The organism is Arthrobacter sp. 260 (assembly GCF_013116745.1).
Taxonomy (GTDB): domain Bacteria; phylum Actinomycetota; class Actinomycetes; order Actinomycetales; family Micrococcaceae; genus Arthrobacter_D.
In genome coordinates, this window is the sequence record NZ_JABFOE010000004.1 from 169,289 (window position 1) to 189,485 (window position 20,197).

18 protein-coding genes and 1 tRNA gene are annotated in these 20,197 nt (G+C 65.2%); 13 read left to right on the plus strand and 6 right to left on the minus strand.

The genetic code is table 11. The annotated features are described in order from the left end of the window. The first annotated feature begins 14 nt into the window (after positions 1-14). On the plus strand, positions 15-437 hold the full coding sequence (gene arfB, locus HMI57_RS06750; RefSeq protein ID WP_171585177.1) for an alternative ribosome rescue aminoacyl-tRNA hydrolase ArfB: 423 nt from the start codon (positions 15-17) through the stop codon (positions 435-437). A 79-nt stretch (positions 438-516) separates the two neighbouring features. Here arfB and HMI57_RS06755 read toward each other — a convergent pair whose 3' ends face one another. Continuing rightward, positions 517-1,059, minus strand: a complete 543-nt coding sequence (locus HMI57_RS06755; protein ID WP_171585178.1) for a dihydrofolate reductase family protein — start codon at positions 1,057-1,059, stop codon at positions 517-519. A gap of 80 nt (positions 1,060-1,139) precedes the next feature. Between HMI57_RS06755 and HMI57_RS06760 the strand changes: the two genes are divergently transcribed. After that, positions 1,140-1,802 carry a TetR/AcrR family transcriptional regulator gene (locus HMI57_RS06760; RefSeq protein WP_228720967.1) on the plus strand — a complete coding sequence of 221 codons (663 nt, stop codon included), beginning with the start codon at positions 1,140-1,142 and terminating at the stop codon, positions 1,800-1,802. Positions 1,803-1,875: 73 nt separating this feature from the next. Here the strand turns inward: HMI57_RS06760 and HMI57_RS06765 are convergent, their stop codons facing one another. Then, complete coding sequence (locus HMI57_RS06765; protein ID WP_171585179.1) at positions 1,876-4,686, minus strand: S8 family serine peptidase; 2,811 nt, start codon at positions 4,684-4,686, stop codon at positions 1,876-1,878. A 302-nt stretch (positions 4,687-4,988) separates the two neighbouring features. Here HMI57_RS06765 and HMI57_RS06770 point away from each other — a divergent pair, with 302 nt between their 5' ends. Beyond that, positions 4,989-6,746, plus strand: a complete 1,758-nt coding sequence (locus HMI57_RS06770; RefSeq protein WP_171585180.1) for an FAD-dependent oxidoreductase — start codon at positions 4,989-4,991, stop codon at positions 6,744-6,746. After that, on the plus strand, positions 6,730-7,596 hold the full coding sequence (locus HMI57_RS06775; protein WP_171585181.1) for a hypothetical protein: 867 nt from the start codon (positions 6,730-6,732) through the stop codon (positions 7,594-7,596). Before HMI57_RS06770 ends, HMI57_RS06775 begins: the two co-directional genes overlap by 17 nt. 74 nt (positions 7,597-7,670) lie before the next feature. On the opposite strand, the gene HMI57_RS06780 is transcribed toward HMI57_RS06775, so the two are convergent. After that, positions 7,671-7,753 (minus strand) — tRNA-Leu (locus HMI57_RS06780). A gap of 151 nt (positions 7,754-7,904) precedes the next feature. Between HMI57_RS06780 and HMI57_RS06785 the strand changes: the two genes are divergently transcribed. Further along, a complete protein-coding gene (locus tag HMI57_RS06785; RefSeq protein WP_171585182.1) occupies positions 7,905-9,209 on the plus strand; it encodes a M20/M25/M40 family metallo-hydrolase in 1,305 nt (434 codons plus the stop codon). 20 nt (positions 9,210-9,229) lie between these two features. Further along, positions 9,230-10,387 (plus strand): acyl-CoA dehydrogenase family protein, encoded by a 1,158-nt coding sequence (locus HMI57_RS06790; protein WP_171585183.1) that lies wholly within the window; start codon positions 9,230-9,232, stop codon positions 10,385-10,387. 13 nt (positions 10,388-10,400) lie between these two features. Here the strand turns inward: HMI57_RS06790 and HMI57_RS06795 are convergent, their stop codons facing one another. Next, positions 10,401-10,634, minus strand: coding sequence for a DUF5703 family protein (locus HMI57_RS06795; protein WP_171585184.1), 234 nt, complete (start codon positions 10,632-10,634; stop codon positions 10,401-10,403). A 40-nt stretch (positions 10,635-10,674) separates the two neighbouring features. Here HMI57_RS06795 and HMI57_RS06800 point away from each other — a divergent pair, with 40 nt between their 5' ends. Further along, a complete protein-coding gene (locus HMI57_RS06800) occupies positions 10,675-10,902 on the plus strand; it encodes a hypothetical protein (protein WP_171585185.1) in 228 nt (75 codons plus the stop codon). On the opposite strand, the gene HMI57_RS06805 is transcribed toward HMI57_RS06800, so the two are convergent. Next, positions 10,899-11,837 carry an aldo/keto reductase gene (locus HMI57_RS06805; RefSeq protein ID WP_171585186.1) on the minus strand — a complete coding sequence of 313 codons (939 nt, stop codon included), beginning with the start codon at positions 11,835-11,837 and terminating at the stop codon, positions 10,899-10,901. The genes HMI57_RS06800 and HMI57_RS06805 overlap by 4 nt on opposite strands. A gap of 74 nt (positions 11,838-11,911) precedes the next feature. Here HMI57_RS06805 and HMI57_RS06810 point away from each other — a divergent pair, with 74 nt between their 5' ends. Together HMI57_RS06810 and mshC are read left to right on the plus strand one after the other, a co-directional pair. Beyond that, positions 11,912-12,736 carry an undecaprenyl-diphosphate phosphatase gene (locus tag HMI57_RS06810; protein ID WP_171585187.1) on the plus strand — a complete coding sequence of 275 codons (825 nt, stop codon included), beginning with the start codon at positions 11,912-11,914 and terminating at the stop codon, positions 12,734-12,736. 85 nt (positions 12,737-12,821) lie between these two features. Further along, positions 12,822-14,099: a cysteine--1-D-myo-inosityl 2-amino-2-deoxy-alpha-D-glucopyranoside ligase gene (mshC, locus tag HMI57_RS06815; RefSeq protein ID WP_171585188.1), complete on the plus strand. Its 1,278-nt coding sequence runs from the start codon at positions 12,822-12,824 to the stop codon at positions 14,097-14,099. 99 nt (positions 14,100-14,198) lie between these two features. Here mshC and HMI57_RS06820 read toward each other — a convergent pair whose 3' ends face one another. Next, positions 14,199-15,026 (minus strand): PAC2 family protein, encoded by an 828-nt coding sequence (locus HMI57_RS06820; protein ID WP_346655151.1) that lies wholly within the window; start codon positions 15,024-15,026, stop codon positions 14,199-14,201. Positions 15,027-15,192: 166 nt separating this feature from the next. On the opposite strand from HMI57_RS06820, the gene HMI57_RS06825 reads away from it, so the two are divergent. The 4 genes from HMI57_RS06825 to arc all read left to right on the plus strand — a co-directional run bounded on the left by HMI57_RS06825 (position 15,193) and on the right by arc (position 20,146). Beyond that, the gene (locus HMI57_RS06825) at positions 15,193-15,981 is read left to right on the plus strand and encodes an HAD family phosphatase (RefSeq protein WP_171585190.1); all 789 of its coding nucleotides are present in this window, start codon (positions 15,193-15,195) and stop codon (positions 15,979-15,981) included. Further along, a complete protein-coding gene (locus tag HMI57_RS06830; protein ID WP_171585191.1) occupies positions 15,978-17,135 on the plus strand; it encodes a site-2 protease family protein in 1,158 nt (385 codons plus the stop codon). Before HMI57_RS06825 ends, HMI57_RS06830 begins: the two co-directional genes overlap by 4 nt. Positions 17,136-17,187: 52 nt before the next feature. Further along, positions 17,188-18,279: a tRNA (adenine-N1)-methyltransferase gene (locus HMI57_RS06835; RefSeq protein WP_171585192.1), complete on the plus strand. Its 1,092-nt coding sequence runs from the start codon at positions 17,188-17,190 to the stop codon at positions 18,277-18,279. Positions 18,280-18,454: 175 nt separating this feature from the next. Further along, positions 18,455-20,146, plus strand: a complete 1,692-nt coding sequence (arc, locus tag HMI57_RS06840; protein WP_346655152.1) for a proteasome ATPase — start codon at positions 18,455-18,457, stop codon at positions 20,144-20,146. The last annotated feature ends 51 nt before the right edge of the window (positions 20,147-20,197 follow it).

Sequence of the window (20,197 nt, forward strand, 5' to 3'; positions counted from 1 at the left end):
GTCAGGCTGGTGGAATGGATCTAGAAGTCTCGCCCGGGATCACCATTCCCGAGCGCGAGCTCAGCTGGCGTTTCTCCCGGTCGTCAGGGCCAGGCGGGCAACACGTTAACACCACGGATACCCGGGCGGAACTGTCCTGGAATGTCGCCGAGTCGACCGCCATCTCGGACGGGCAACGGGACTTGCTGCTCACCCGACTCGGTGACCGGGTTGTCGCGGGATCGGTCACCGTCGCCGCCTCCGAGCAGCGTTCCCAGCTCCGCAACCGTGAAACAGCCCTGCGTAAGCTTGCCGAGCTGGTAAACCGGGGACTGTCTGCTGGCCCGCGCCAGCGTCGCGCCACCCGGCCCACTCGAGGTTCCGTCCGACGGCACCTCGCCGCCAAGCAGCAGCGCTCGACGACGAAACAGAACCGGCAGCGCCCCTCGTCCGAGTAGCCCATTCTCGATTGGTTACTCGTTCTTCTCGTTCGCTCAAAATGTCCTTCGCATCAGCCGGTCCAGCATCAGACCCCGATCAGTGTTCCACCCGGTAGCGGAGGTGAGCTTCACTGGCGTATCCCGAGGTCTCGAGCCGTTCCAGATTGACCCGCTGCCCCAGTCCAGCGAAGAGTGAGATCCCATCTCCGAGCAGGACTGGCACGACGTCCAGGTGGATCTCATCGACGAGGCCCATCTGCAGGCAGGCCCGCGAGACTTGTCCTCCCAGCAAGCTGACCCATTTGTCTCCCGCCGCTGCCTTCGCTGACGCAACGGCACGAGCTAGGTCGTCCACGACGAAGGTGTAGATGGTGCCGTCCTTTTCGATCGGGCTATGTTCCCGTCGGGTCATCAGATACACGGGCACTTTCAACATCCCGCCGTACGGCTGCTCGCCCTCCTCGATCGTCTGGGTTTTGTTCGCTCCACCAACGATCGCACCAATCTGATCCATCACTCTTTGAACGACTATCTCGTCCTCGGGCGCGGAAGGAAGTCCAAACATCCAGTCGACTCCTCCGTCGACATCGGCCATTAATCCATCGAGGGTTACCGTTGCATGAATGATCACTGTTGCCATCGTGATGCTCCTCAGGGGCTCTGAAAGGTGAGTCGGCAAACTCACCATAAGAATAATCGCATTCATGAAGAGGTGAGTCAATGGGCTCACCATATGGGATAGTGGGTGTCATGGCCCGCAACGTTTCCCCGTATCACCAGCAAATTGCGTCGCAGAATCGTGAAGACATCCTCAATGCGGCCACCACATTGTTTCTCGACGCCGGGTACGACAGGACGTCCCTCGCGAAGGTAGCTGAGAGCGCCGGAGTGTCGAAGGCTACGCTGTTCAAACAGTTCCCGGTGAAGGGCGAATTGTTCGAGGCGACAGTGATCGCTGCTTGTTCAACGCCCGAAATTGAGTTGGGCAGCCCACCAGTCAATGATTTCTTCGCAGGGCTCATCCAGATCGGCTGTGCCTACGGTGAAATACTTGACCGCCCGCAGATCGCCTGCCTGATGCGAACCATCATCGCGGAAGGCCCCCGATTCCCGGAGCTCAGGGAGCGAGCCTTCGATTTCGGGACTCTTCCCGTGCTGCGCGCGCTCCGTCAGTACCTGGCAGAAGTCCATGCCGCAGGAACAGCGGAGATCGATGACCTGGAAGTAGCAGCGACGCAGTTCCTTGGCATGATTGCATCCGCCGTGTTCTGGCCCCGGCTCGTGCATGGAACCTGGTCGATCTCGAGTGAAGAACGCCTCCGCGCAATACGTGAAGCCGCGCGGACAACATCCGCCCGCTACACGGGCACGGTGCCTCTCTGATGCTGACCGTGGACTCATGGACTCCGTGAAGCATCAGCATTTTGCAGCCGGGTAAGGCCCAACCTAGGGTGGCTTAACTGTCGAGCGGCTCGGCCTGGAATTTGGCGGCGAACCGGTACATGAATGCTGCCATGGCGTCCCGGTTGACCGGTGTCAGCGCCCTGTAGATCTTGGTGCTTCCGGAGGTCCACCCAGTACTGATCCCGGTGGATGCCAGCCAGGACATTTCCTTGTAGAACTGCTGCTTGGTGGACACGTCAGCGAACGGTGACGTGTCCGGCTCGATGAAATTGGGGCCTCCGGCCAGGCGGTACATGAACGCCGCCATCGCATCACGGTTCACGGGGTCCAGAGCCCGGTAGGTCCTGGTGCCATTCTTCGCGGTCCACCCGGTACTGATACCCCTGGATGCCAGCCACGCCATCTCTTTGTAGAACTCCTGCTTGGTGGAGACGTCGGCGAACGGGGACTTCGCTGGGGGCGTGTAGGCCGGGCTGCCGGCCATCCGGTACATGAAGGCTGCCATCGCATCCCGGTTCACTGTGGTCAGCGGCCGGTACGTCTTGGTGCCGTTCTTCTCGGTCCACCCTGTGCTGATGCCTTCGGCAGCCATCCAGGACATCTCACGATGGAACTGAGTTCCGAGGGGGACATCCGTGAACGGCGTCGGCACGGTGTCCGTCTGCGCCGAGGTGCTGGAGACCGTGGTGTAGCCGGCCTTGGTCCCGGTTGCCTTTACGCTCAGGCGCTTGGTAGCGTCCGCGGCGACCGGCCTGTAGGTGACCGAATTGGCGCCGGAGATGTTCGCCCCATCGCGCAACCACTGGTAGGTCACTGTCGTCCCTGCTGCCCACGTACCGGGCTTGGCGGTCAGCGTGTATCCGATCGCCGCGAAGCCGCTGACGGTAGGCTGAACGGCGGACAGGGCCCCAGGGAGCACCGCCTTCGTCGCGGTCGAGGTGCGGGCCGTGGATGGCATCCCCGAGCTCTTGCCTGTGACCCTGAGGGTGAGAGTTTTACCCAGATCGGCCGGCACCGGAGTGTAGGTCGCACCGGTGGCTCCGGAGATCGCTGATCCGCTGCGCAACCACTGGTAGGTCAGGGTCACGGGCGCGGGCAGCCAGGTGCCAACCCTCGCCGTCAGTTTCTCGCCCACTTGGGCAGTATCACCGTTGGTGATGGTCGGTGTCGGGGCGACGACGTCGTTGGCCGGGTCGGTGACTGCCGCTGTCGGCGCAGAGGTTTGGGTTGCGGAATCGTAGCCAGCTTTGGTGCCTGTGACCCTCACGCTGAGCTTCTTTCCAGTGTCTGCTGTTGTTACCACATGAGTGATTGCAGAGGCACCGGAGATGGCCTGGCCGTCACGCAGCCACTGGTAGGCCAAATTGACGGGTGCCGGAGTCCACGTCCCCGGTACTGCCCTGAGAGTGGAGCCGACGCGGGAGTTGCCGCTGACCGTTGGAGTTGCGCTTACCACGTCGGGCCGGGCGGGGGCAGCGGCGACGACGGCTGCGGCAGCGTCAACGATTCCGGTTCCGCATCCTCCGGAGCACGCTCCCGGGAGAGAGCGGGCGGTGTCCTTCATCGTCTGCTCTAGCTGGGCGGGGGTCAGTTGCATGTTGGCCGAGAGCATCAGGGCCGCTGTGCCGGCCACATGGGGTGCCGCCATGGATGTGCCCTGCTTGAGCTCGTACATCTCCTCGCCCTGGACCTGATGGCCGGCATTGTCGGTGGAGATGATGGCGCTTTCATAACCGGTGTAGGAGTCGCCGCCCGGGGCACTGACGTCGATCTCTTCGCCGTAGTTCGAGTAAGGGGCCTGGGAGCCTTCGCGCCCGGTTGCTCCCACTGCTATGACGTTCTGGCAGTTCGCGGGGGAGGCGAACATGGCCGGGCTAGAGCCGTTACCGGCTGCTGCCACGACAACTGTTCCCCGGCCCACAGCGTAGTTTATGGCGTTCTGGTAGGTGGTGCTGCACATGCCCTCGCCAGCCAGGCTCAGGTTGATGACCCGGGCTGGGGTGGGGTTGGTCGGAACACCGGCAACCGGGCCACCGGCGGCCCAGATGATGGCGGGGGCGATGTCGCTGGACCAGCCACCACACGCGCCCACTGCACGAATGTGCTGGACTGTGGAGTTGTAGGCGACGCCTGCCACACCCATGGCGTTGTTTGCTTCCGCTCCGATGATTCCTGCGACGTGGGTGCCGTGCCAGGATGACGGCCCTCCCTCACACGAGTCTCCCGGGTCGTTGGGGTCCGCGTCCCGGCCGTCGCCGTCGACGCTTGTCGCTGTGTCTGTGATGAAGTCCCACCCGGGAATGCTGTTTCGGGCAAGGTCGCTGTGCGGGGTGCTGCCAGTGTCAATGACGGCGACGGTGATGCCCGCACCGGTGGCGGTTTTCCAGGCGTCAGGTACGCGCATTCCGCCCTGTGCTTCGAACAGGTTCCACTGCCAGTTGGAGTAGGTGTCGTTAGTTGCCGCAGCAGGCTTCGCGAACTGGTCAACTTCCGCGTACTCGACGTCGGCCTGCGCCTCAAGGGTCGCGATGACCTCGCTGACCTGGTTGACGGTGAGATCTTCGGTGGCTTCCACGATGACGCCGCCGTCGCCGGTGGGTCGGACTTCCTCAACCACGATGCCGAGCTCCCCGGTGGCATCGAAGGTGTCGATGCGGTCCGCGGAGCTGGTCTGTGCCATGTCCCTGAACTTCACAATGAAGCGGTCCGGCGGCAGTCCTGTGACGGAAGGTTCTTTTGAGGGTGCGGGCTCGGGCACAGCGGGCTGGGCTACGGCGGGGGAGGCGGTCAGCGATCCGAGCAGCAACCCTGCGATGGATAGTGCAGTTACTGACGTCAGCAGGCGACGTGGGCTGGCTGGCATGATTTTTCCTTGAGGCAAGGCCAGTCCGCTCCTCAGCCTGCTGGCTACGGAACCTTCCGACAGTCAAGATGCGTTGGCACCCAGGTGTACGGACAGATCGTGGCATCTCCCCAGACGGAACTATATCCGCGGGAGGGATCGAAAAGAAGGCGGCGCGGTACTCGGAGAGGTATTCGCCGACAGGGGTCGAACGTGAATCAGGGCGCATCACTACCGCCCTTCCCCCACAACCCCTTGTCTCCCGTATCTGGGCGCGAGTATCGTGATCGCCACCGAACCCTTGAACCGGAAAGACGGCGGCCATGGACCCCTCAACTCCGATCATGTTGATAGCGACCCCAGACCCGGTCTCGGCGCACGTTCTCGGAGACGAGTTACGTCGACGCTACGGGGCCGACTACGAGGTGGTGCTCTGCGCCGATCACGCCCACGGTCGGGCGGTGCTGGAGGGGCTCCGGCGCTGGAATCGCCCAGTTGCCCTGATCCTCGGCTGCTACGGACCGGATGACCGCGGCGGTCTTGAATTTCTGCGCCGAGCCTACGGCTATCACCCGGCCGCCAAGCGTGGCGTCGTTGTGACGTGGGGAGACTTTGAGAGTGCCCCCACGGTATTCAAGGCGATCTCGCAGGGATACGCCGAATTGGTGATCATACGACCCCAGGGAGTGCGCGACGAAGAGTTCCATGGGGCGATCACCGATGCGCTCGACGACTGGCATCTAGCCCAGGGAAGTGGATTCGAGGCGGTCAGGTTGATCGGCGAGATGGGCGACGAACGAACTCACGCGTTGCGCGATTCCCTGAGCCGGAACCACATCCCGGTGGGCTTCCACCCGGTCGGGTCCGAGACGGCAGCAGGCACGCTGGAAAGTCTTGGCCTCCACAACCCTGAACTGCCGGTCATGGTGTTGCAGTTCACCGCCTCACCACGGGTCCTTGAGAACCCCAGCGATCTGGAGATCGCGGAAGCGATAGGCGTGACGCAACCGCCACCGGTGGGCAAAATTTTCGACGTGGTTGTGGTGGGAGCCGGTCCATCCGGCCTGGCGACCGCTGTGTATGCCTCCTCCGAGGGTCTTTCGACCATGGTGGTCGAGGGGGACGCGGTCGGCGGCCAAGCCGGGACAAGCTCGCTGATCCGCAATTACCCCGGATTCTCCCGCGGCGTGAGCGGCGCGCACCTGGCCTATCGCTCGTTTCACCAAGCCTGGACCTTGGGGGCCGACTTCCTGTTTCTGCGGAAGGTAGAAGGGCTCAACGTAGCCGGAGACCTGTACGAGGTGTCGATTTCGGACGGCAGTGTCGTGCGGTGCCGAACAGTGGTGGTGGCCACCGGAGCGGACTATCGTCGCGTCGGCATACCCGAGCTGGAGGATCTGGTCGGCAGGGGAGTGTTCTATGGGGCCACGGTGTCTGAAGCGCCCTCGATGGCCGGAAAGCAAGTCTGTGTGGTGGGCGGTGGCAACTCGGCGGGGCAAGCGGTTCTGCATCTGGCGAAGTACGCCAGAAAAGTGATCCTGCTGGTGCGTGGACCCACCTTGTCGGCCAGCATGTCCGACTACCTCATCTCCCAGCTGGAGGCCACCCGCAATGTCGTGATCCGCTGCAGCACGACGATCATTGGGGCCCGTCATCAGGACGGATTCCTTGCCGCCGTCAAGGTCGGCCCACCCGGAACCGCGGTCCCGACGACGGACGAAGAGATCGAAGCGAACGGCTTGTTCGTGCTGATTGGTTCGGTGCCCAGGACCTCCTGGCTGCCCCTCACCGTCAAACGCGATGGGGCCGGCTTCCTGCTCACTGGCGCCAATCACGACACCGACGACGCCCAGTTGTCCAGGCAGCCGATGGCCCTGGAAACCAGTCTGCCGGGCATATTCGCGATCGGCGACGTGCGGCGCGGGTCGATCAAAAGGGTTGCCACTGCAGTGGGGGACGGGGCCACCGTGGTCTCGATGCTTCACACCTATCTGGCCGAACACTCCAAGCCGCCCACACACCCGTCGCCCAGCGAGGAGACCGAACCCGTAGATCAGCGCAGGGATGTCCACTCCAGGTGAGGTCACCGCGGTAATTCCAGCGATGCGTCGGCTACTCTACGTCGCCGCATTCCTGGTATTCCTCGCTGGGCTGGTGCTGTTCGTCTTTCCGCTCCGGACTGCGGAATGGTTCGCGTGGACAGTCGACCCACCCATGACCGCAGTCTTCCTCGGGGCGGCATACTGGTCGGCTGCGGGCCTGGAAATAGCGGGTGCCCGCTCAATGTCATGGGACTCAGCAAAGCTGGCGGTCTGGCCAGTATTCATCTTCACGACGTTGACCCTTGGAGTCACCCTGCTGCACCTCGATCGATTTCACCTGTCGTCGAACAACGGCACACTGGCCCAGGTCGCCGCATGGGCGTGGCTGGCAATCTATGCCCTGGTGCCCGTGGCGATGCTTGTCATCAGCTTGATCCAGATCCGGTCCCTCGGCCCTTCCCGGAGATCCATCGAGGCAGGTCGGCCGGTGCTACCTCGTGGGTTGCGGTTATTTATGGCGGTAATCGCCGGTTTTTTGCTGATCTACGGCGTGGCGCTCTTGGCCGTACCCACTTTTGCCGCCGCGTGGTGGCCGTGGAGCCTGTCCGAGCTCACCGCGAGGGCGATCGGGGCGTGGCTCGTGGGTCTGGGGTGGTCGGCCGCGCAGGGTCAGTTCAGCAACGATCGTCGGGCTATCCGTCCGGTGGCCCTGACCTCGGTCAGCTTCGTCATGCTGCAGGCCCTCGCCCTGTTGCGGTATGGCGACGAGCTGACCTGGCCGAGCGCCCCAGCGATTGGCTATGTCATCGTCCTGCTCGCCATCGGGGTCGCCGGTGGTTGGGCGCTGCTCCTGGCCCGGTCACCGGTCGCCCGTGTGGGAATCAGATGAGGTCGCGCGTCCGAGACAGGGCCCGCCTGATTGTGGGCACAAAAAAACCCCGGCGAACCGGGGTTTTCTCATTGTGCGCGGAGGGGGACTTGAACCCCCACCCTCGTTAGAGGACTAGCACCTCAAGCTAGCGCGTCTGCCATTCCGCCACCCGCGCAGGTGATGTTTTCCGTGGCTCAAACCCTCGGAAGCAGCGAAAAAAACTCTAACACGATGAAGGCCCAAGAGTTTAATCGGCACCCTCAGCAGGGGTCCGAGCCAAAGTGGTTAGGCTGGTGGAACAGACCAGTTGCCTCAGGAGGCCCCACGTGACGAACATCTTGCCCGAAGACGAAGTTGTCCGCATCTGCCAGGAACTCATCCGCATTGACACCTCCAACTATGGCGACAATGTTGGCCCTGGCGAACGAGCGGCAGCGGAGTACACGGCGGGCCTGATCGAGGAAGTCGGACTGGGGACGCAGATCTTCGAGTCCGAGCCCGGCCGCGCATCGGTGATTGCACGGATGCCCGGATCCGATCCGTCCCTGCCCGCCCTCGTGGTGCACGGCCACCTCGACGTCGTCCCCGCCCAGAAGGAAGACTGGACGGTCGACCCCTTCAGCGGCGAGGAGAAGGACGGGCTCATCTGGGGCCGCGGCGCCGTGGACATGAAGGATATGGACGCGATGATCCTCTCGGTCCTCCGCGGCATGCAGCGCGAGAAGATCCAGCCCAAGCGCGACCTGATCTTCGGCTTCTTCGCCGACGAGGAGGCCGGCGGCAAGTACGGAGCCTCCTGGCTCGTTGACAACAAGCCCGAGCTGTTCGACGGGGCTACCGAGGCCATCTCCGAGGTCGGCGGCTTCTCCGCCACCATCGGCGGACAGCGAACCTACCTGCTGCAGACCGCCGAGAAGGGCATTTCCTGGCTCCGCCTGGTGGCTCACGGCCGCGCCGGCCACGGCTCACAGATCAACACGGACAACGCGGTGACCCGTCTCGCTCGTGCCGTCACCCGGGTGGGGGAGTACAAGTGGCCAATTGAACTGACCCCCACCACCCGCCAGTTCCTGGAGGGTGTGACTGAACTCACGGGCGTCGAATTCGACGCCGACAACCCCGACACCCTGCTCGCCGAACTCGGCACCGTCGCGCGTTTCGTGGGTGCAACGCTGCAGAACACCTCTAACCCGACGGTGCTCAAGAGCGGCTACAAGCACAACGTCATCCCCGGCACCGCCGAGGCCCTGATCGATGTGCGGACCCTTCCCGGCCAGGAGGAGCAGGTCCTCGCCACCATCAAGGAACTAGCGGGCGACGGCGTCGACGTCACCTACGACCACAAGGACGTCTCCCTCGAGGTGCCTTTCGCCGGAAACCTGGTCGACTCAATGATCGATGCCCTCCACAGCCAGGATCCGGGCGCCAAGGTCCTGCCCTACACGCTGTCCGGCGGCACCGACAACAAGTCGCTCAGCCGCCTGGGCATTACCGGTTACGGCTTCGCCCCCCTCCAACTCCCGGACGAACTCGACTTCACCGGGATGTTCCACGGGGTCGACGAGCGGGTCCCCACTGAGTCCCTCAAGTTCGGCTCACGCGTCCTCAACCGCCTGCTCACCACCTACTAGGACCGACGGCGAACACCCCAGTGGACACACCAGCCGACATCCTCCCGGACAGCCTCCTCGACACGTTCCGGGAGCGCGCCGCAGGCTACGACTCCCGGAACGAGTTCTTCCACGCCGACCTCGCCGACCTCAGGGAGGCCGGTTATCTGGCACTGATGGCCGCTGTTGACGACGGCGGCCGTGGGTTGGGCATCGAAGCGGCGGCCGCCTGCCAGCGGCGTCTGGCATCGGCCGCGCCGGCCACGGCACTGGCCATCAACATGCACCTGGTGTGGACAGGGGTCGCGCTGCTCCTCCAGCGCCGGGGTGATACCTCCCTGGACTTCGTCCTCCGCGAGGCCGCCCAGGGGGAGCTGTACGCGTTCGGGCTGTCCGAGCCGGGCAACGATGCGGTCCTTTTCGATTCCCTCACCACTGCGGCGCCCCAGGCTGGCGGCGGGTATTCCTTCACGGGTACCAAGATCTTCACCAGCCTCGCCCCGGCCTGGACCCGCCTGGGAGTTTTCGGCAAGACCACGACCCCCGACGGAGCCGAGCAGCTGGTACACGGCTTCGTGACCCGGGGGACACCCGGGGTGCACACGGCGCAGGACTGGGACACCCTCGGGATGCGTGCCAGCCAGTCCCACACCACCCGGCTCGACGACGTCGTCGTCCCCGCCGAACGGATCTTCAGGCACCTGCCCGTCGGCCCAAACGCCGACCCACTGGTGTTCGCCATCTTCGCGGCGTTTGAGACGCTTCTGTCGGCGGTGTACACGGGAATCGGCGACCGGTCGCTGGCGTTGGCGATCGAGTCCGCCAATCAGCGGACCACCGGCAAGGGGCTACCACTGGCACAGACCCCTGAGGTCCGTTGGCAGGTTGCTGACGCAGCGATGGCGATGGATTCGCTCGACGCGCAGCTGCAGTCAGTGGCACGGGACCTTGACGCCGGCACCGACCACGGCGCCCGCTGGTTCGCGAAGCTGGTCGGATTGAAGTTGCGCGCTACGGGGGTGGCCCGCGAGGTCACTGACGCCGCCTTGCATCTGGCGGGAGGGCAGGGCTTCCGGACTGGAAGCGAGATCGGCCGGCTGCACCGCGACGTGCTCGCGGGCCAGTACCATCCGTCGTCCACCGAGTCCGCTCACCGGACTGTGGCGACCGCCTGGCTCGGCCCGCTGGAGGACGGGTAGCGGCCCTGGCGTCCTACGCCGTGCGCTCCACCCGCATCACCTTGCGGCGCATCCAGTAGCGGCGCCCGCCGCCGATGTAGATGCAGCTGCGCTCCAGCTCCCACTTGCCGTACTCGGCGTGTTCGGTGAGCGCCTGACGTGCGGCGTTGATCGGCTCGCCCGCGTTGACAGTCAGTACCAGGTACTCGTAGCGGCGTCCGACGTCGCGCTTTGGCGCTGTCGTTGCGTTCAGAAATTGTTCGCGCATTTTCCTCCAATTTTGACCACTTTACCGATAACGTCTACCCATGAGTATTGATCCGCGTGTCGCGCTCCAAACCCTGGTTTCGGCGCTTGAGGAGCATCTTAACGCGGCCGCGTCCCGTCGCGGTGAGGAGGACCCTGCCGTGGAGGCCGCCTACCTCGCCATCGCCGACGCCTTCGATACCTACGAGGAAGTCCTGTACGACGCCCACGGGGAAGTGACCCCGCTGGTCATCTATGAAGAGGGCGACGACGACGACGACGAATCCTAGGACGGCGCCGACACTTCATTGAGTACCTCGGAGATCTGCTGCGGCAGCGGCTCCTGCGCCGCGGCGAGCACATCCTTGAGTTGATGGCTGGTCCTGGCCCCGACGAGCGCGGCGGCCACGGTGGGCCGGTGCATCACCCAGCGCAGGGCAACCTCCAGCGGCGCCAGATCCAGGCCCTTCGCCGCAGTCACCACCGCCTCAACGACGCGGTGCGGTCGGCCGGTGAGATATGGCTCCACGTAGGGCGCCCACAGGTCCGACGCCGCCCGGGAATCCGCTGGGGTCTGCCCCCTGTACTTGCCGGTCAGCACGCCGCGGCCCAAGGGAGCCCAGGCGAGTACCCCCACACCCAGGGCCAGTGCGGCAGGTGTGGCTTCCCGCTCCACAGTGCGGTTCAACAGCGAGTACTCGGCCTCGTGAGCAACGACCGGGAAACCGGCGGACGCCGCCGCGAGGGCCAGCTCCCAGCCAGCCTGGTTGGACACCCCGACGTACCGGGCGCGCCCGGTACGGTAGGCGACTTCCAGCGCACTGAGCGTCTCCTCCAGCGGCACTCCGGCCTGCCGGACCGGCGCCAGCCATAAGTCCACGTGGTCAGTCCCGAGCCGGGCCAGTGAGGCATCGAGGGAGTCGAGCAGCCCCTTGCGGGAGGCATCGGCACGGCGGACACCTCCGTGGGAGCGGGTAAGCCCGCCCTGCACGGCGAGGACCAGCTCGGAACGGGCGACAAGGTCTCCGATCAGGTCTCCCAGCATCGCCTCCGCCCGGCCATCCGAGTAGCGGGCCGCGGTGCCGACCAGCGTGCCGCCGGCCTCGGTGAACAGTCGTAGCTGTTCACGGGCCGTTTCCTCGTCCGCATCCTGACCCCAGGTCATGGTGCCCAATCCCACACGGGATACCGTCAGTCCGCTGCTGCCCACGTTTTGCCACTGCATACGGTAAGCCTAAAGCCTCCGGCTGGTCGGCAGCCTCCCGGCCCTTGGCAGGTGGGTGCTCTAAGGTCTTAGATGTGAATTGGATCGAAGCTGCCATCCTGGGCCTGGTGCAGGGCCTGACAGAATTTCTCCCCATCTCTTCCAGCGCCCACCTGCGCATCGTTGGCGAGTTCCTGCCCAACGCCCAGGATCCGGGTGCCGCGTTCACCGCGATCACCCAGCTGGGCACCGAGACGGCGGTGGTGGTGTTCTTCTGGCGGGACATTGTCCGGATCATCAAGGCCTGGACCGGATCGCTCGTTGGAAAGGTCCCCTCCAGTGACCCGGATGTGAAGATGGGCTGGCTGGTAATCCTCGGCAGCCTCCCCATCGGCATTCTCGGGTTACTGTTCCAGGACCAGATCGAGAGCACACTGCGCAGCATGTGGCTGACCGCGACCATGCTGATCGTGTTCGGGTTGATCCTGGCTGTCGCCGACGCCGTCGGCAAACAGGACCGCACGCTGGAGCAGCTAACCTTCCGGCACGGCATCTTCTACGGTTTCGCCCAGGCACTGGCCCTGATCCCCGGGGTGTCCCGGTCGGGTGGCACCATCACGGCCGGCCTGTTCATGGGCTACAACCGTGAGGCCGCAGCCCGCTACTCCTTCCTGCTGGCGATCCCCGCGGTCTTCGCCAGCGGGTTCTTCCAGCTCGTCAAAAGCTTCGACGAACCCGGTCCCTACGGTCTGGGGGAGACGGCCCTGGCCACGGGGATTGCGTTCGTGGTCGGTTTCGTCATCATCGGCTGGTTCCTCAAATTCGTTTCGACCCGCAGCTATGGGCTCTTCGTCTGGTACCGGATCCTGCTGGGGCTGGCGCTGTTCCTGCTGCTCGGATTCGGCATTATCAACCCCTGAGCCAACCCCTGGACCAAGCCCTGACCAGGGCCAGACCGGACCCCACTGGTCTGGCGCGCCCGGCGGAGAACGTATTGTAGAAGACGTGATTGCGTGGAACTCTCGACCTATTCCTGCCCTGCCTGGCCAAACCGCCAGCATCGGCCTGTACGACACCAAACAGCAGCAGCTGGTGACCCTGCCGCCCGAACCCGGGCAAGGACTTTATGTCTGCGGAATTACCCCGTATGACGCTACCCATATGGGTCACGCAGCCACGTATGTCGCGTTCGATCTCCTGAACCGTCTGTGGCGGGATTCCGGTGCCGTCGTAAATTATGTCCAGAACGTCACCGACATTGACGACCCTTTGCTGGAGCGGGCAACCGCCACCGGGGTGGACTGGATGGACCTGGCCACCGCGCAGACCGATCTGTTCCGTGAAGACATGTACGAGCTGAACGTCATCCCACCTGAGCACTATATCGGGGCGGTCGAGTCCATCGAATGGATCGTGCCGGTGATTGAATCCCTGTTGGAGCGCGGCATCGCGTACCCGGTGGCGGGCGACGGCTCCGATCCCGACGGCGATATCTACTTTTCAGTGAACGCCGCGCGGGATGCGCTATCGGGTCCCGAAGCGTGGTTCCTCGGAGCGGTGTCCCACCTCGGGGAAGACGAAATGACCGGGCTCTTTGCCGAACGCGGTGGCGACCCGGAACGGCCGGGCAAGCGGCACCCGATGGACCCCCTGCTGTGGCGGGTTGCCCGGACCGGCGAGCCGGACTGGGACGGCAACACCCTCGGTCGGGGACGGCCCGGCTGGCACATCGAATGCGCGGTGATCGCCCAGCGGTTCCTGAACCTGCCCTTCACCGTGCAGGCCGGAGGCTCCGACCTGGTGTTCCCTCACCACGAAATGAGTGCTGCCCACGCTGAAGCGGCCACCGGCACCCCGCTGGCCCGTCACTACGCCCATGCCGGGATGGTGGGGCTCGACGGCGAGAAGATGAGCAAGTCCCGTGGCAACCTGGTGCTGGTGTCCACCCTGCGCCGCGACGGGATCGACCCCGCGGCCATCCGGCTCGCGATCCTGAACCATCACTACCGCTCCGACTGGTCCTGGACCGACAAGGTGATTCCCCGCGCGCAGGACCAGCTGGCCAGCTGGCGCCTCGCGCTGGGCTCCGCCACCACGGAATCGGCGGCAGCGCTTACCCAGGAGTTGCGTAGCGCGCTGGCCAACGATCTCGACGCCCCGGCCGCCGTCGCGGCCGTCGACCGGTGGGCAGCAGTCGCCCCCGGGACCGGTGGCACAGCTGACGGTGCGGATGCCGTCGTCGCTGCCCTGGACGCCCTCCTGGGCATCCGGCTCACCAGGTAACCGGCGAGCCTGGGCCCGACGAACAACCGTTCGGGCCTGGGTGGGGGCACTGAAAAGCAGGCCCCCTCGTCAGAGCTGGGTATCAGGGACGCCGAGAGGTCAGTCCTTGCGGCGCTTCTTGAGGTACCGCTCGAACTCGCGGGCGATCGATTCCCCGCTGGCCTCGGGAAGTTCGGCGGTGTCCTTCGCTTCCTCTAGCTGGCGCACGTAGGCAGCCACCTCGGGATCCTCGATGGCCAGCTCGTCGACACCGCGCTCCCACGCCTCCGACTCCTCCACCAGCAGGTGCATGTCCAGTGACAGGTGAAGCATCTCCTCGAGCCGGTTTAACAGCGCCAGCTGCGCCTTGGGCGAGGGGGACTGCCCCACATAGTGGGGCACCGCTGCCCAGAGGGACAGGGTCGGAATATCGGCGAGCAAACCGACCTCGCTGAGCACTCCGACAATCCCGATGGGCCCCTCGTAGGTGGAGGGCTCGACGTTGAGGTTTTCCCGGACCAGTTCATCGTCCGACGTGACGGTGACCGGGATGGGGCGGGTGTGCGGAACATCGGCGAGGAGCGCACCGACCAGGATGATGCAGTCGACGTCCAGTTCCTTGGCGGAGGCAATCAGCTCCGCGGTGTAGGCGCGCCACTTGTAGGACGGTTCCACCCCGTGGACCAGGATCAGGTCCACGTTGGTGTCAGGAACCGATGCCTTGCTGATCCGGGTGGTGGGCCATTTGATCTTGCGCTGGCCCTTGGAGTTCCGTGACACCACGGGGCGGGTGAACTGGAAGTCGTAGAACTCATCGGCGTCGATCGTCGCGACCTTTTCGCTGCCCCAGTACCTGCCCATGAACTTCAGGGCGTCACTGGCCGCTTCACCGGCGTCGTTCCAGCCTTCGAAGGCGGCCAGCATAATCGTCACCCTACGATCGGGCACAGCACTATCCTCGAAAAGGCCACGGACTCCGGGCTGGACGCTCTCATCAAAGGTACTCACCACTTCACCCTAAACCTCACCACGCGGTGTTGGCAGGTATTGACTGGCGCTTCGCGCAGAGCCAAAGGAGCCGTTACCGCGCGGACAGGCCCCGTAGACTGGACCCATGGCTACATCCGATCCCAGTACAGCTGCGCCGATTTCCGGACAGGCAACCCGCGAGAACGCAGGGGAGCTGCACGACGGGGCCCTTCCGGAGGGGCTGCTTCAGGCGGTGCTCTGGGACATGGACGGCACGATTGTCGACACTGAGCCTTACTGGATCCAGGCAGAGAAGGATCTGGTCGCGGCGCATGGCGGCACCTGGTCCACCACCCAGGCCGAGGCCCTGGTAGGTCAGGCACTGTCCTTCTCGGCTGGTGCGTTGCAGGAAGCGGGCGTCGCCCTGTCCATCCGTGACATCATCGACCACCTCATCGCCGAGGTAGAGGCCCGGGTAGCTGAATCCGCCCCCTGGCGCCCGGGAGCACGCGAACTGCTCGCGGAACTCGTGGCGCAGGGCATTCCGTGCGCCATGGTCACCATGTCCGAGAGGCCCCTGGCCGACGAAGTGGTGCGTCAGCTCCCACCGGGCACCTTCGATTTCCTGGTCACCGGGGATATGGTCCAGCAGGGCAAGCCCGACCCCGAGCCTTACCAGCTGGCCTTCGACGCCCTCGGCGGGGCCGACGGGGCCCTGATGAAGCACCGCGTGGTGGCCATCGAAGACTCCCTTCCGGGCGCCACCTCCGCCGAAGCCGCCGGGCTGGTGGCCCTCGCCGTACCGCACATGGGCCCCTTGCCCACGGATCGCGGCTGGTACGAGTGGCCCACCCTGGCAAACCGGACGGTCGCCGACCTCACCCGGTTGGTCCTCGGCCACCGCGGAGCCCCCGTGGGACAGGCCGCCCTGTGACCTCACCCGAACCCCAGGCGTTGCAGCGGCGCGAAGGGCTGTCGCTGGGCCGGTTGTGGGGGATCCCCATTGTGCTGGCCTGGTCCTGGTTCATCATCGCCGTCTTCGTGGTGATGGTCTTCGGACCCCAGGTGGAACGCGCGTTCCCCGGGATCGGGTTCGGCGCCTACGGGGTGGCCCTGAGTTACGCGCTGCTGCTCGCCGCATCAGTCCTGGTCCATGAGCTGGCCCACGCCCTGTCGGCGCGCGTCTTCGGCTGGCCGACCGCCCGCATAGTGCTGAACCTCTGGGGCGGACACACGCAGTTTGAACACTTTAATGCCAGCCCCGGCCGTTCCCTGATCGTCGCGCTGGCCGGGCCTGCCGCAAACTTCCTTCTGGCGCTCGGCGGCTGGCTCGCCCTCCCACTGTTCGAACCACAGTCGGTGGGGCGCTTGCTTGCCGACATCTTTGTCTGGGCCAACCTCTTGGTCGCCGTGTTCAACGTGTTGCCCGGCCTTCCCCTTGACGGCGGCCGGATCGTTGAGTCGGCGGTCTGGAAGGCTACCGGCAATCAGGACAAGGGAACGGTCGCCGCGGGCTGGGCTGGCCGGCTCATCGTCATCCTCCTCGTCGTTGCCGTGCTCGGCCTGCCCCTGCTGGCCGGTGGCACCCCGGACCTGACGGTCGTCATCATCGCCGCCGTGATGGGCGCGTTCCTCTGGATGGGGGCGACTGCCGCCATCCGCAACGCACAGATGCGCCTGCGCCTACCCGAGGTCAGCGCGGGACGACTGAAGCAGCCCGCTCTGAGTATCGCCGCTGGAACGACGGTGCAGGCCGTCCGCCGGCTCGTCCGGGATAACCCGGGAGCGGCGGTTGTCCTCACGGGTGCCACCGGGGTGCCCGAGGCTGTCGTGGACACCGGCGCAATGCTCAGCGTGCCCGACGACGCGGCGGACAGGACCCCGATCAATGCCGTGGCCCGGGCCCTTTCCCCTGGCGCCTACGTCCCCGAGTCGGCGCAGGGCCAGGAGCTGGTCCAGTTCCTGGCGAAACTGCCCGGCAGCGAATACGCGGTCATCGACCGCCAGGGCCGCGTCACCGGTCTGCTGCACCAGGCGACCGTCATCTCGGCGATCACCGGCAAACCCCATCCCGGCCAGCATTCCTAAACCGCCGCCGACGGCGCGCACCCACCACCCCACGAGCTAAGGACAATCGACGATGAACACCCCCGGAACCACCCCCGCGGACCACCCACCCCACGGTGCCGCCGCCCGCCGGGGCCCGTTCCGCGCGGGTGAGCGAGTACAGCTGACCGACGAGAAGGGCAGGATGAACACCATCACCCTGACCCCTGGCGGCGCGTTCCACACCCACAAGGGGTTCCTGCTGCATGACGGGCTGATTGGTTCCCTCGAGGGCACGGTCCTCGAAAACACCAGCGGCCAGCTCTACCAGGCGCTGCGCCCGCTGCTCTCCGACTTTGTCCTGTCCATGCCGCGCGGGGCCGCAGTGGTCTACCCCAAGGACGCGGGACAGATCATCACCATGGCGGACATCTACCCGGGGGCCCGCGTGGTCGAGGCTGGTGTCGGGTCGGGGGCGCTGTCCATCTCTCTCCTCCGGGCCGTCGGCGACGCCGGTTACCTCCACTCTTTTGAACGCCGCTCCGAATTCGCCGACATCGCTCAAGGCAACGTCGAAACAATTTTCGGCGGCCCCCACCCGGCCTGGAAAATCTCCCTGGGAGATTTCCAGGAACAAGTGGTCGAGCAGGAAGAACCGGGAAGCGTCGACCGGGTGGTCCTCGACATGCTCGCCCCGTGGGAGTGCCTGGACGCCGTCGCCACGGTGCTCGCCCCCGGCGGTGTCTGGATCAGCTACGTGGCCACCGTGACCCAGCTGTCCCGGACGGCTGAAGCGATCCGGGCTGACGGCCGGTTCACCGAACCGGACGGCTGGGAGTCGATGGTGCGCGGCTGGCACCTTGAAGGACTCGCTGTGCGGCCCGATCACCGGATGGTGGCACACACCGGCTTCCTGCTGATCACCCGCCGCCTGGCACACGGGGTCACCGGCCTGACCACCAAGCGGCGTCCCTCCAAAACCGATTTCAGCGCCGAGGACCTCAACGCCTGGACCCCGCAGGCGGTCGGCGAACGTGAGGTCTCCGACAAGCGGCTGCGGAGGGTCGCCCGTGACGCCAGTTCCACCATCCAGCGCGGCGCACTGCCAGCCGACGAGGCCCAGGCCCGCCGCGACCAGGTCGCAGCCGACAACCTGCGGACGCCGGACGAGCCTTCCGGCCAGTAGCCGACGCCCCTCATGCAGCCGACTTTCAGGTATTACCCGGCGCTCTGCGCTATGGTCGAAGGAGAGCAATAACCAAGCACTGAAGGTGGCGATACGCATGGCTGACTTCGAGAACGTTGATCCAACGGAACCATCGGCTGGCGAAGCGCATCAGGCCGGTGCGGCGGCCAGCCAGCTGGCGGCGACCCAGCGCCAGTTGAACGTCCTGCGGGACCGGTTGCGCAACATCGACCGGCAGCTCGCGTCCGCGGCCCAGAACAACACCAAACTGGTGGCCGCTCTCGAAACCGCGCGGGCCGAGATCGTGCGGCTCAAGGGCGCCCTCGAGAATGAGGGGGCCACACCGTTCAGCTTCGGCACGATCATCCAGATCAATGCCCAGCGGGCTACGGAGCCGGGGTCAACGGCGGCGGCCACCTCCCAGGAGAGCGCCGACATCCTGCAGTCCGGCAGGAAACTCCGGGTCGCCGTGAGCCCCCTGATCAACCTGGCGCAGCTGATGCCCGGCCAGGAGGTGCTGCTGAACGAATCCCTCACCATCGTCGCAGGCCTGGCCTTCGAGCGGGCCGGCGAACTGGTGACTGTCAAGGAACTGCTGGGCTCCGACCGTGCCCTCGTCATCGGACGCGCCGACGAGGAGCGGGTGGTTCGGCTGAACGGGCCCCTCCAGGCGGAGCGGATCCGCGTCGGCGACGCCCTCTCTGTCGACAACCGGTCCGGGTATGCGCTGGAGAAAATCCCGCGCAGCGAAGTGGAAAACCTGGTCCTCGAAGAGGTACCGGACATCGCCTACGAGGACATTGGCGGCCTCGGCCCCCAGATTGAACAGATCCGTGACGCCGTCGAACTACCGTTCCTGCACCCGGACCTGTACCGGGAACACGGGCTGAAAGCCCCGAAGGGGATCCTGCTGTACGGCCCGCCGGGCTGCGGCAAGACCCTCATCGCCAAGGCGGTAGCGAACTCCCTGGCCGCACGGGTGATGGAACGGACCGGGTCCAGCGAAACCCGGAGCTACTTCCTGAACATCAAGGGCCCGGAGCTGCTGGACAAGTATGTCGGTGAAACGGAACGCCACATCCGGCTGATCTTCGCCCGCGCCCGCGAGAAGGCGTCGGACGGCAGCCCTGTCGTGGTGTTCTTCGACGAGATGGACTCCCTCTTTAGGACCCGGGGCACCGGCGTGTCCTCCGACGTCGAGACCACCATCGTTCCGCAGTTGCTCAGCGAGATCGACGGCGTCGAGAAGCTGGAGAACGTCATTGTGATCGGTGCGTCCAACCGGGAAGACATGATCGACCCGGCGATTCTCCGGCCCGGCCGGCTGGACGTGAAGATCAAGATCCACCGCCCCGACGCGGAGGGAGCTGCAGAGATTTTCGGCAAGTACATCACCGAGAATCTGCCCCTGCACGCCGACGACCTGGGCGAGCACGGCGGCAGCCGTGCCGCCACGGTACAGGCAATCATCCGGCGCACTGTCGAGAAAATGTACTCCACCGAGAAATCGAATGAATATCTTGAGGTGACCTACGCCAACGGGGACACCGAGATGCTCTACTTCAAGGATTTCAACTCGGGGGCTGTCATCCAGAATGTGGTCGACCGGGCGAAGAAATACGCGATCAAGGACCTGCTGCTGGACAACCAGAAGGGTCTGCGGATCGAGCATTTCCTGCGCGCCGTCGTCGACGAATTCCGCGAGCACGAGGATCTTCCCAACACCACCAACCCGGACGACTGGGCGCGGATCTCCGGGAAGAAGGGGGAGCGGATCACCTATATCCGCACCATCGTGCAGGGCAAGGCGGGCCAGGAACCTGGGAAGACCATCGAAACCACTGCCAACACCGGACAGTATCTGTGACACCAGCCGGACCGCCGACCGATCCCTCTGTCCTCGACCCTGAACGGTTCT